Source organism: Streptococcus sp. 2022WUSS037, assembly GCF_044427225.1.
In the GTDB taxonomy this organism is placed as follows: domain Bacteria; phylum Bacillota; class Bacilli; order Lactobacillales; family Streptococcaceae; genus Streptococcus.
This window is the reverse complement of sequence record NZ_JAOTGJ010000045.1, coordinates 1-10,786: the sequence shown is the minus strand read 5'-3', so window position 1 is coordinate 10,786 and position 10,786 is coordinate 1. Positions and strand designations below refer to the sequence as shown.

The following is a 10,786-nucleotide window of genomic DNA, read 5'->3' as shown; positions in this document are numbered from 1 at the left end:
AGGTTTCTGTATGAGGTAGGTCCAAACTTTGCTTCATACTGTTTTTCCCATCTCGAATCCGAATCAGATAGAACCAGCCTTTTTCTTGGCAATGAGCCATCAAATTATAAGATTCATACCCCCTATCTGCCACAATGAGGGCTTGTTCGAAAGGGAGAGTTCTCCATCATGTCAATCAGAGCCTTCCGTTCATCAACATCTCGTCTCTTTTGAACCAGGGCATCACAATAGAGTTCACTTTCCAAATCAAATAGGACATTTAAGTGCAGGAGATTGTAGGCTTTTCCACCTGATTTTGAAGGAAAATGAGAGGCTGTGTCCTCAGGGATAACTGGAATATGGATATCTGATCCATCTACAGCCAGAATAGGAAGTTCTGTTTTGGGAAGAACAGCCTGCGTAAAGTTTTTGAAGAGTTCTTGAAAGGCTTGGTGCTTAATTTTATAGCGATTTTGGACAAAAGCAGCCTTTGAAATGGGGAAGTCTTGATTGATCAGTTCTTTTGATAGTGTTTGACCACCCATGTTTAGTATAGCGGAAACCATTTGTTGGAAGGAACATTTTCTGGAACGGGTAAAGTCTTTATCTGGTTGAACGACATAAGAAGAACTGTCTGATGAGAGTTGTGAGATGCAAGATTCTAGGATTGTTTGAATAGACTAAACCATGGGAAAACTCCTTTTTGCTTTTAGTCTATCACTTTATTGAAAAATAAAAAGACCCTACCCAATAATATTGGAGTAGAAGCCTTAACTTAATGACATTGCCCCAGTAGGACTCTTTTTTGCTGCAATCTTTAATATGACATTTGTCACATGAGTCCATGACAAAGGCTTCTAGTGTGACTTCCTTTTTCGAGATATACTGTCTATGTAAGATGTTCAATAAGTAGGAGGTAGCAAGATGATAGAAGTACGAGCACTAGAAAAAATCATCAAAGGACGGTCCATTTTGTCTGATATTTCCTTTGAGATAAAATCTGGGGAATGTGTGGCCTTGATTGGTCCTAACGGGGCTGGGAAGACAACGCTCATGTCCTGTTTGTTGGGTGATAGGAAGGCGACGAAAGGGCAGGTCTTGTTGGATGGTCTGGCTCCACAGGCTCGGTCCAATAAAGAAACAGTAGCAGTCTTGCCTCAAGAAAATGCTATTCCAACGGACTTGAAGGTCAAGGAATTGCTCCGCTTTTTTCAAGCTATCTACAAGGACAGTCTGACAGATGTGGAAATCGACAGCCTGCTCCGCTTTTCCCAAGAGCAAAAAAATCAACTGGCAGGCAAGCTATCGGGTGGTCAGAAGCGGCTCTTGGCCTTTGTCATCTGCTTGATTGGCAAGCCTAAGTTGCTCTTTTTGGACGAGCCAACGGCGGGCATGGATACGTCGACCCGTCAGCGTTTTTGGGAGATTGTCCACGACTTGAAGGAAAAGGGCGTGACCATTTTTTATACCAGCCACTACATCGAGGAAGTGGAGCATACGGCAGAGCGGATTTTGGTCTTGCACCAGGGCAGGCTCTTGCGGGATACGACGCCATTTGCCATGCGGAGTGAGGAGCAGGAAAAAGAAGTAGCACTGCCAATCCGCTTTGCGACGGTGGTGGAGGGCTTGGATGCCATTTACGACATTAGTTATAAACAGGACACGGTCAGCTTCAAGACCCGAGCTATTGAGCAGGTTTGGGCGAATTTGCAGGAAGCAGGCTGTCGGATTTCAGACTTAGAGGTGCAGAACAAAACCCTGCTCAACAGCCTATTTGACAAGACAAGGGAGGAAGAATTATGAAAGCATTGGTGAAAGTAGAAGCTGTCAAATTATCTAGGAGTTTGGGAGTTTTTCTCCTGTCTATCGGGATGCCAGTTATCTTTTTCCTGATTTTTTCTTCGACGGTTGACTTAGGTTATGAGAACTTGCAAAAGGCCTTTATCCAGTCTTATATGTTAACCATGACAGGATTTTCCATGTCAGGCTTTGCTCTCTTTACTTTTCCCATGATGCTGGCAGAGGATAGAAATAATAGCTGGTTGACCTTTATCCAGCATTCTCCTCTGCCAATCTGGCAATATTATCTATCAAAACTGGTGCGGGTCTTGCTCTGTTTTGTGTCTTCCATTGCCATTGTCTTTGCGGTTGGAGGTTTGGTCAAGGGAGTTGAGATGACAGCTCAAGAATGGGGAATTTCGGCCCTCTTGCTTTTAGTAACCTCTATCGTATTTCTAGCCATTGGCTTGCTTTTGGTGCAAATCCAGTCGGAACAGACCATGTCTGTGGTGGCTAACTTGCTCTACTTTGTTCTGGCTATCATGGGTGGTTCTTGGATGCCTGTTTCCCTCTTTCCTGACTGGGTACAGCGAATTTGCAAACTTATGCCCAGCTACCATGTCAACCAGCTGGTGACCACTTACGCCCAAGAGGGAGATTTTCTCTGGAAATCCTTGCTAATTGTCCTAGGCTATGCGATAATTTTCTTAGGAATTGCTCTGGTGATGAATAGAAAAACGGAGCAACAGTGAGGTGCCCCATGATTTTTGAAAAAAGAAAGATACCAGCCATGTATTTCGTGGGCATGGTCTTTCTCTATTTTCCGCTTTATTACGCCCAGTACAGTCCAAATCCGACGGCTGTGGTTCTAGCCACCATTCTATTTGCCCTGGTCTATTGTTCTCTCTTTTACACCGACCACAAGCTCTATTCCATGCTGGGCTGGTTTTACCTGATTGGCTACATCGCCATCATGAGTTTTTGGGGCAATCTGCAGTTTTCCCTCTTTATCTTTAACCTGTCCAATATGCTGGGCTGGTATTATAAGGAAACTCGGCCGACCTATCGGACGGTGTCCTATGGGATTTTGTTGCTGGCCATTATCCTCTGGGCTCTTTTTGGACCTGTTCCCTTTGAGATGCGGGCCTTTGCACTCATCATTCACTTTTTCGGCCTGGCCTTGCTGATTTTCAGCTGGGTTGAAACCAAGCGGGAAGCCCTCCAGCAACGGATTCAGGAGCAAAATGCCTCTATCAACCTCCTGCTTGCTGAGAACGAACGCAACCGCATCGGTCAGGACTTGCATGACACCCTGGGCCATGTCTTTGCCATGCTGTCCGTCAAGGCGGAGCTGGTCAAGACCCTTTTGGACCACGACCAGATTGACCAGGCCAAGAAGGAAGTACTGGAGCTCCAGACCTTAGCCAAGGACTCCATGCAGGACGTCCGCCAGATTGTCCAGTCCCTCAAGCAGCACACCGTGGCAGAGGAACTCCAGATTTTGCAGCAGATGTTGGATTTGGCAGGAGTGGACTTGGTCGTTTGGGGCGGGGAAATAGCAGGGCAGCTCAGCTTGCCTGTTCAGAACAAACTGGCCATGGTGCTAAGAGAGTTGGCCAATAACCTGCTCAAACATAGCCAGGCTAGCAAGTGCCGTTTGCTATTTGAAGAAGACAAGCAAGAATTGGTCTTGCACTACGAAGACAATGGTGTGGGCTTTGCTCAGTTAACCGGTCAAGAATTGCATACCATAAAGGATAGGCTGGTGACGGTGCAGGGGAGCTTGGAATTTCTTTCTCTGGCACAGCCCACCCGCCTGTCCATACGAATTCCACTTGAGGAGGTGGTAGAATGAGAATCTTAGTTGCAGAAGATCAGGCCATGCTGCGGGATGCCCTCTGTCAGCTCTTGGGCTTTCAAGATGCGGTTGAGGCTGTTTTACAGGCAGAAAACGGTAGTCAGGCCCTTGCTATTTTGGAAAAAGAGCAAGTAGATGTGCTACTCTTAGACATTGAAATGCCTGAGAAGACGGGGCTGGATGTCTTGGAATGGGTGCGAGCGAAATCCTTGCCCGTCAAGGTTGTTATCATGACCACCTTTAAGCGACCAGGCTATTTTGAACGAGCGGTCAAGGCAGATGTGGATGCCTACGTGCTCAAGGAACGCTCCATTTCGGACCTTATGCGGACCATTGAAACGGTCTTGGCGGGGCGAAAGGAGTACTCGCCAGAGTTAATGGATATTCTCCTTACCCAACGCAGTCCCTTGACGGACCAGGAAAGCCAGCTGCTCAAGCTGGTTGCTGACGGCTTGTCCAATAAGGAAATCGCCAGCCAGCTCTACCTGTCTGACGGCACGGTCCGCAACTACATGACCTCTATCCTGTCCAAACTGGGTGCAGAAAACCGCACGGCTGCTGTTAAGATTGCACAGGAAAAGGGTTGGTTATGATATAGGCACTCAGTTTATCTTTTATTACTTCGTTAACTCGCTTTGCCTAACTCCAGTTATGCCTGCAGCTCGTTGCCTAGTACTAAAAGCAAACTGAATGCCTATATTAGACTTGGATAATATTGGTGATTTTTCCAATCCTTTTTAAATGCATTTCATAAATTCCAACTGAGTTTTTATATTGAAAATCTTATAAAATTCTGCTAAAATTTTATATATGAAACGACTATACGATGTGCAACAGTTGCTAAAACGGTTTGGGATTATCATCTATATGGGCAATCGTCTCTATGACATCGAGATGATGCAGATAGAGCTCAATCGCGTTTATCAGGCAGGTCTTCTGGATAGGTTGGACTACATGGCGGCCGAATTGGTTTTGCGACGGGAACATCGTTTGGAATTAGAGTATCAGAAATCAAGGGAGAATGAGTGATGGAAACATTTTGGGTATTTTTAGTATTTTTGGCAGTATTGGGAGCCTGGATGGGTTTTAATTACTGGAGATTGCGTCGTGCAGCGTCTGTGATTGATAATGCAGAATTTGCAGAAAAGATACACGGAGGTCAGTTGATTGACCTGCGAGACCCGAGTGAGTTTAATCGTAAGCATATCTTAGGTGCGAGAAATATTCCTTACCAGCAATTGCGCCAGTCTACAGCTGCTTTGCGTAAGGACAGACCTGTCTTAATCTATGAGAATGATCGTGGTCAGTTGGTAACGCCTGCAGCCCTTCATCTGAAGAAACAGGGCTTTAACGAAATCTATATTTTAAGCTATGGTTTAAATGGCTGGAATGGTAAGGTAAAAACGACTAAGTAGCATTGTCAGTAGGCTAGAGTATTTTCTTATGCAATAAGACGGATAAGGGCAAAAATATGGAAAAGAAATTTGAAAAGTTGTCATTGGCAGAAATTGGCATTATTTCTTTTATGGGACTTATTTTATTGATTAGTTTAGGCGCTAGTTGGTATAAAAATGCCCAAAACGAAACAAGTGATACAAAGACAGTACAGCAAGTGCCCAATCAGAAAAAACGGTTGATACATTATTTCAGGATGCTGAGAATGCTGTCATTGTATTAGAAGGAACACATACTGAAGAGAAACTTGCAGAGGCACAATCTGCAGTAAACAAGGTTACGGATGCGACTAAAAAAGCAGCATTACAGAAACGGATTGACCAAGTAAAAGAGCTAGTGGGACAGCAGACAGATGCTCAAACACAGGCTAAGCTAAAAGCGGAGTTGGCCAGGGCGGAAGCAGCCCAAAAAGTAGCTGATGAGAAAAAAGTATCTGAAATAGGGACTAGTCAGTCAACGGACCTTGCTGAAGCTAGTGAGACCTCACAAGAATCCTATGTAGTGCCTAATCAAAATATATATGGAAATCAAAGTGTGAGTTCAACAAGCCAGTATACAAGCAGCGTGGCGTCAACTAGTACAAGTACTTCAGTCCCTCCGACTAGGGAAGGAGCACCTGTGGTAGAAACTCCAACAGTTTCTGAAACACCGGCGGAAACGACAGATTCAACAACTAGCCTGGTTGAGTCAGTGGAAACAGTTCCAACAGCTGACGAGAGTTCACCAGATAATCCGTAGACTTTTTTGCTACTGGTTCTTTATGGCGTATTAGCATACTGGAAAAAATAGCTATTTGTATTTCAACACTAATTTTTTCTTGTAACGATCTAGTTTAAATACATGCGATAAGAGTGAGGAATTTCGCGTAAAACAGAATTTCCTTGCTTTTTATTTTTATCATTTTGTTGAATAGTGCGAGAATGATTTCCTGCTATAGCGGTTGAGAGTGTATTTGGTAGAATGTTGAAAAAGTTGGTGCAAAAAGGAAAGCAGGAAGTGCACTTGGTTTCAGCAACGAGCTTCATTTTTTGCTATAATATACCTTATGAGAATTGTATCGGGAAGCTATGGTGGAAGACCACTGAAAACGTTAGATGGAAAAACAACCAGACCGACATCGGATAAGGTCCGTGGAGCCATGTTCAATATGATTGGTCCCTATTTTGAGGGTGGTAGAGTTCTTGACTTGTACGCTGGCAGTGGTGGTTTATCTATCGAGGCTATATCTCGTGGCATGGAGTCAGCAGTTCTGGTTGAGCGAGATCGACGAGCACAAGCCATTATCCGTGAAAATATTGCAATGACTAAGGAAGCAGATAAATTTCAGCTTCTAGCAATGGAAGCTAGACAGGCTTTGAACAGTGTGGAAGGTCCTTTCGACCTGGTATTCTTGGACCCTCCTTATGCAGAGCAGGAAATTGAAGAAGTGATAACAGAACTTTGTCGCCGTGACTTACTAGCAGATGATGTTATGGTAGTCTGCGAAACGGATAAGGCGGTCTCTCTTCCGGAAGAAATAGCAGAGCTGGGGATATGGAAAGAGAAACTCTACGGAATTAGTAAGGTAACAGTATATGTCAGATAAGATTGGATTGTTTACGGGCTCATTTGACCCCATTACCAATGGACACTTGGACTTAATTGAACGAGCGAGTGGACTATTTGATAAATTATATGTGGGAGTTTTTACCAATCCTAAAAAGGCAGGACTCTTGACGGGTTTGGAGAGAAAAGCCATTTTGGAGAAGCTTTTTGTAGGAATGGAGAATATCGAGGTCGTTCTGTCTGAAAATGAATTGGTAGTCGATGTAGCTAAGCGCTATGGAGTAACACATTTGGTCCGAGGATTGCGTAATGCGACCGATTTGGAATACGAGTCAAGTTTTGATTTTTACAATCGTCAGTTGGCACCAGATTTGGAAACTATTTATTTAATCGCCAAGCCAGAGCTTAAGTTCGTATCATCCAGCCAGGTTCGAGAATTGCTGTATTTCAAACAGGACATAGGCCCTTATGTTCCAGAAATTGTTAGTGAGGAGATTAGAAAGAATGAAGAAAAATAGGAAGTTAACCCTAATTGCATCTATTGTTTTAGGAACTCTTTTGATTTGGTTTGCCGTTTTTGTTCGTCTGCCTTATTATCTGGAAAGTCCAGGTGGAGCTGCTGATATTCGTCAGGTACTAACGGTGAACAATCAAATAGACCAAGAGGAAGGCTCTTACAACTTTACCTATGTGTCAGTCCAACAGGCAACTGCTCTGCAACTCCTGGCAGCACAGTTTGATCCTTATACAAGTGTCAGTTCAGCGGAGGAAATGACAGGGGGAGCAGATAGCGAGGAATATTTCCGTATTGCCCAGTTCTACATGGAAACTTCGCAAAATATGGCCAAGTACCAAGGTTTGACCCTTGCAGGTAAAGAAGTTAGCATGGATTTCTTCGGGGTTTATGTTCTCGCTCTGGCAGAGGATTCAACCTTTAAGGAGATTCTGAACATTGCGGATACGGTTGTGAGCATCAATGGCAAAACCTTTGAATCTTCTCCAGATTTGATCAAATACGTTAGCAGTTTAGAATTGGGGAGTGATGTAACAGTTGGTTATGTCAGTGATGGTCAGGAAAAATCTGCGGATGGTCAGATTATCAAGCTCTCCAATGGAAAAAACGGGATTGGGATAACTCTTGTAGACCATACTGAAGTGGAAAGTTCCGTCCCAATTGATTTCCAAACTGGAAATATTGGTGGTCCGAGTGCGGGTCTCATGTTTACCCTGGCAATCTATACGCAATTAGCTGATCCAACCTTACGTGATGGGCGCGTGATTGCTGGTACAGGAACCATTGAACAAGATGGCAGCGTCGGTGATATTGGAGGAGCAGACAAGAAGGTCTTGTCAGCAGCCAAGGCTGGTGCAAGTATTTTCTTTGTACCAAATAACCCAGTTGACGAAGAAATTTTGAAGGAAGATCCGACAGCTAAAACCAATTATGAGGAAGCCAAAGAAGCAGCTGAAAAAGCGGGTGTAGACATTGAAGTAGTACCTGTCAAGACAGCGCAGGATGCTATTGATTATTTGAAGAAAACGAAGGGCGAGTAAATCGTCCTTTTTCATTTCATGTTTTCTTAAAATTGTCGGAAATTTCTCCTAAACGCTAAACTAGAAGAATTTCTGGTCAAATAGTGATATAATAGTAGGGTTAGATAGAAATGATATGTATGAAGAATTGAACAGATAGGAGGACAAATGAAAAAAGAAATTTCACCTGAAATGTATAACTACAACAAGTATCCTGGCCCAAGTTTTGCCCGTGTAGGAGAAAAGGTTGTATCAGAAAATATTGAGCTAGACCTGTTGGAAGATTACAAGAATGCTTTTGACCAGACGATTTTTGGTCAACGTTTTTCACAACTCATGCTCAAGTTTGATTATATCGTGGGAGATTGGGGCAATGAGCAGCTGAGATTACGGGGATTCTATACAGACGATAAAAATGTTAAATCAGACTTAAAAATCAGTCGCTTGGATGACTATTTGACGGAGTATTGTAATTTTGGTTGTGCTTATTTCGTCTTAGCCAATCCGAATCCCCAAGACTTGCCTGCTGAGGAGGAGGACAGACCCCGTCGCAAGCGGAGTCGTTCACGTAATCGCAACAGAAATCAGCAGCGGACGGAGCCTATTGCACCAAAAGAAAACAAAAATAATCGCAATGACCGTCAGAAAAAAGGGAAGCAGCAGAACAAGCAGTCGGAACAGCGTCATTTTACCATGAAGAATGCTGGTGTTAAGGCCAATCAGACGGAGCGCAGTCAGAAGCGTGACCGTAAGCAGAATAATCGAGAGATGAATGAGGCTAAGCGTAGCTTTGTCATCCGTCAGAAGTAGGGAGAAACATGAAACCATCAATTTATGCTTTTAGTCAATCCAATCTTGTGGATTGGATTTTAGAAAATGGAGAAAAGAAATTCCGTGCGACTCAGATTTGGGAATGGCTCTACCGTTCTCGTGTCCAATCCTTTGCGGAAATGACCAACTTGCCCAAGTCCTTGATTGAAAAGTTGGAAGAACATTTTGTAGTTAACCCGCTCAAACAACGGATTGTACAGGAGTCTAAGGACGGTACTATCAAATATCTCTTTGAACTGCCAGATGGCATGTTGATTGAGACAGTTCTCATGCACCAGCACTATGGTCTTTCTGTATGTGTAACGACACAAGTTGGCTGTAATATCGGCTGTACATTCTGTGCATCTGGATTGATTCCTAAGCAACGTGACTTGACCAGCGGTGAAATCGTGGCTCAGATTATGTTGGTGCAGAAATACCTAGATGAGCGCAATCAGAATGAGCGTGTTAGCCATATCGTTGTCATGGGGATTGGTGAGCCACTTGATAACTATGACAATGTTATGACCTTCTTGCGTGTGGTCAATGATGACAAGGGCTTGGCAATCGGAGCTCGTCACATCACAGTGTCAACATCTGGTTTGGCGCCAAAAATCCGTGATTTTGCCCGTGAGGGAGTTCAGGTTAACTTGGCAGTATCTCTTCACGCGCCAAATAACGACCTTCGTTCCAGCATCATGCGGATCAACCGTCGCTATCCAATCGAAGTCTTGTTTGAAGCGATTGAGGACTATATCAAGGTGACCAACCGCCGTGTGACTTTTGAGTATATTATGCTCAACGAGGTCAATGATGGAGTGGAACAAGCTCAGGAATTGGCTGATTTGACCAAGAACATCCGTAAATTGTCTTATATCAACTTGATTCCATACAATCCTGTAAGTGAGCATGACCAGTACAGCCGTTCAACTAGAGAACGGACCTTGGCTTTCTTTGATGTCTTGAAGAAAAATGGTGTTAACTGTGTCGTTCGCCAGGAACATGGTACAGATATCGATGCGGCTTGTGGTCAGTTGCGTTCCAATACGCTCAAAAAGGACCGTGAAAAAGCGCGTGCTCGTATTGCAGCCGCAAAAGCAAAGGCAGGTATTCGAGCATGAGAAAATTCTTCCAAGCAGATGGAAACTTGACCAAGCTAGGAAGACAGATTTGTAAGACCTTAGCTGGAGCCTATGCTCTGGCTATTGTTTTACTTTGTTTTCTACCTCAGACTTGGTACCCTCAATACAAGGATTTCTCCACACCAGGAATTATTCAGATCGGCCGTCTCTATCTTTTACCAACGCCTTTCAACAGCATCGTCAACGGGGATAAGGTAGATAGTTTGGCAGACCTAGGATGGATTTTCTTGCAAAACATCACTAATATTTTTCTACTTTTCCCTCTGATTTTTCTTCTTTTGTTTCTTAGGGAAGAATGGCGGAGCCTTCGAGCGGTGATTCGTTATAGTTTTTGTATGAGCTTGTTTATCGAATGTAGCCAGCTCTTGTTAGACCTGCTCATTGATGCGGGGCGAGTGTTTGAAGTGGATGACCTCTGGACCAATACGCTAGGAGGTGTCTTGGCCTATCTATTATTTACCTATCTTCAAAAAGGAATTGGCATCTTAATGTCTAGAACAAAAGACGATAGATAGAAAGGAGCCCACTGAAAAAGTCTCCAGTTACTCTGACTCTTATAAAAAATAGGAATTCTCCTGAATGATTGGGAGAATTCCTATTTTTCTACTCTTCCTTTTGGTCTATTAAGGTCATAATTCGCTTCATATTGACTACAAATATGGTGGTGGCTGCTTGTAATTCCATG

16 protein-coding genes are annotated in these 10,786 nt (G+C 43.7%); 14 read left to right on the top strand and 2 right to left on the bottom strand.

The window, feature by feature from the left end; translation table 11 throughout:
• Positions 1-133, bottom strand: a 133-nt coding sequence (locus ODU55_RS10820; RefSeq protein ID WP_398582828.1) for a transposase, incomplete at its 3' end; no start/stop codon positions are given.
• The gene (locus ODU55_RS10815; RefSeq protein ID WP_398582827.1) at positions 123-524 is read right to left on the bottom strand and encodes a hypothetical protein; all 402 of its coding nucleotides are present in this window, start codon (positions 522-524) and stop codon (positions 123-125) included. The genes ODU55_RS10815 and ODU55_RS10820, both read right to left, overlap by 11 nt.
• Before the next feature lie 379 nt (positions 525-903).
• On the opposite strand from ODU55_RS10815, the gene ODU55_RS10810 reads away from it, so the two are divergent.
• From ODU55_RS10810 to ODU55_RS10745, 14 genes are all read left to right on the top strand, one after another.
• Positions 904-1,782, top strand: coding sequence for an ABC transporter ATP-binding protein (locus ODU55_RS10810; protein ID WP_398582826.1), 879 nt, complete (start codon positions 904-906; stop codon positions 1,780-1,782).
• On the top strand, positions 1,779-2,510 hold the full coding sequence (locus ODU55_RS10805) for an ABC transporter permease (protein WP_398582825.1): 732 nt from the start codon (positions 1,779-1,781) through the stop codon (positions 2,508-2,510). The genes ODU55_RS10810 and ODU55_RS10805 overlap by 4 nt, the downstream gene beginning before the upstream one ends.
• Positions 2,511-2,518: 8 nt before the next feature.
• Positions 2,519-3,613 (top strand): sensor histidine kinase, encoded by a 1,095-nt coding sequence (locus ODU55_RS10800; RefSeq protein WP_398582824.1) that lies wholly within the window; start codon positions 2,519-2,521, stop codon positions 3,611-3,613.
• Positions 3,610-4,209, top strand: a complete 600-nt coding sequence (locus tag ODU55_RS10795) for a response regulator (RefSeq protein WP_398582823.1) — start codon at positions 3,610-3,612, stop codon at positions 4,207-4,209. Before ODU55_RS10800 ends, ODU55_RS10795 begins: the two co-directional genes overlap by 4 nt.
• Before the next feature lie 217 nt (positions 4,210-4,426).
• Positions 4,427-4,645, top strand: a complete 219-nt coding sequence (locus ODU55_RS10790; protein WP_174850161.1) for a YqgQ family protein — start codon at positions 4,427-4,429, stop codon at positions 4,643-4,645.
• Positions 4,645-5,031: a rhodanese-like domain-containing protein gene (locus ODU55_RS10785; protein ID WP_174850162.1), complete on the top strand. Its 387-nt coding sequence runs from the start codon at positions 4,645-4,647 to the stop codon at positions 5,029-5,031. The genes ODU55_RS10790 and ODU55_RS10785 overlap by 1 nt, the downstream gene beginning before the upstream one ends.
• A gap of 56 nt (positions 5,032-5,087) precedes the next feature.
• A complete protein-coding gene (locus tag ODU55_RS10780; RefSeq protein ID WP_398582822.1) occupies positions 5,088-5,294 on the top strand; it encodes a hypothetical protein in 207 nt (68 codons plus the stop codon).
• Positions 5,295-5,407: 113 nt separating this feature from the next.
• Entirely contained in the window at positions 5,408-5,809 is a 402-nt protein-coding gene (locus ODU55_RS10775; RefSeq protein WP_398582821.1) for a hypothetical protein, read from the top strand.
• Between the two features lie 307 nt (positions 5,810-6,116).
• Positions 6,117-6,656, top strand: a complete 540-nt coding sequence (rsmD, locus tag ODU55_RS10770) for a 16S rRNA (guanine(966)-N(2))-methyltransferase RsmD (RefSeq protein ID WP_029186344.1) — start codon at positions 6,117-6,119, stop codon at positions 6,654-6,656.
• Positions 6,646-7,134: a pantetheine-phosphate adenylyltransferase gene (coaD, locus tag ODU55_RS10765; RefSeq protein ID WP_002939048.1), complete on the top strand. Its 489-nt coding sequence runs from the start codon at positions 6,646-6,648 to the stop codon at positions 7,132-7,134. The genes rsmD and coaD overlap by 11 nt, the downstream gene beginning before the upstream one ends.
• The gene (locus ODU55_RS10760; protein ID WP_398582820.1) at positions 7,121-8,170 is read left to right on the top strand and encodes a SepM family pheromone-processing serine protease; all 1,050 of its coding nucleotides are present in this window, start codon (positions 7,121-7,123) and stop codon (positions 8,168-8,170) included. The genes coaD and ODU55_RS10760 overlap by 14 nt, the downstream gene beginning before the upstream one ends.
• A gap of 147 nt (positions 8,171-8,317) precedes the next feature.
• Positions 8,318-8,959: a YutD family protein gene (locus ODU55_RS10755; protein ID WP_398582819.1), complete on the top strand. Its 642-nt coding sequence runs from the start codon at positions 8,318-8,320 to the stop codon at positions 8,957-8,959.
• Positions 8,960-8,967: 8 nt separating this feature from the next.
• On the top strand, positions 8,968-10,080 hold the full coding sequence (gene rlmN, locus ODU55_RS10750) for a 23S rRNA (adenine(2503)-C(2))-methyltransferase RlmN (protein ID WP_398582818.1): 1,113 nt from the start codon (positions 8,968-8,970) through the stop codon (positions 10,078-10,080).
• Entirely contained in the window at positions 10,077-10,616 is a 540-nt protein-coding gene (locus ODU55_RS10745) for a VanZ family protein (RefSeq protein ID WP_398582817.1), read from the top strand. Before rlmN ends, ODU55_RS10745 begins: the two co-directional genes overlap by 4 nt.
• Positions 10,617-10,786: the final 170 nt, after the last annotated feature.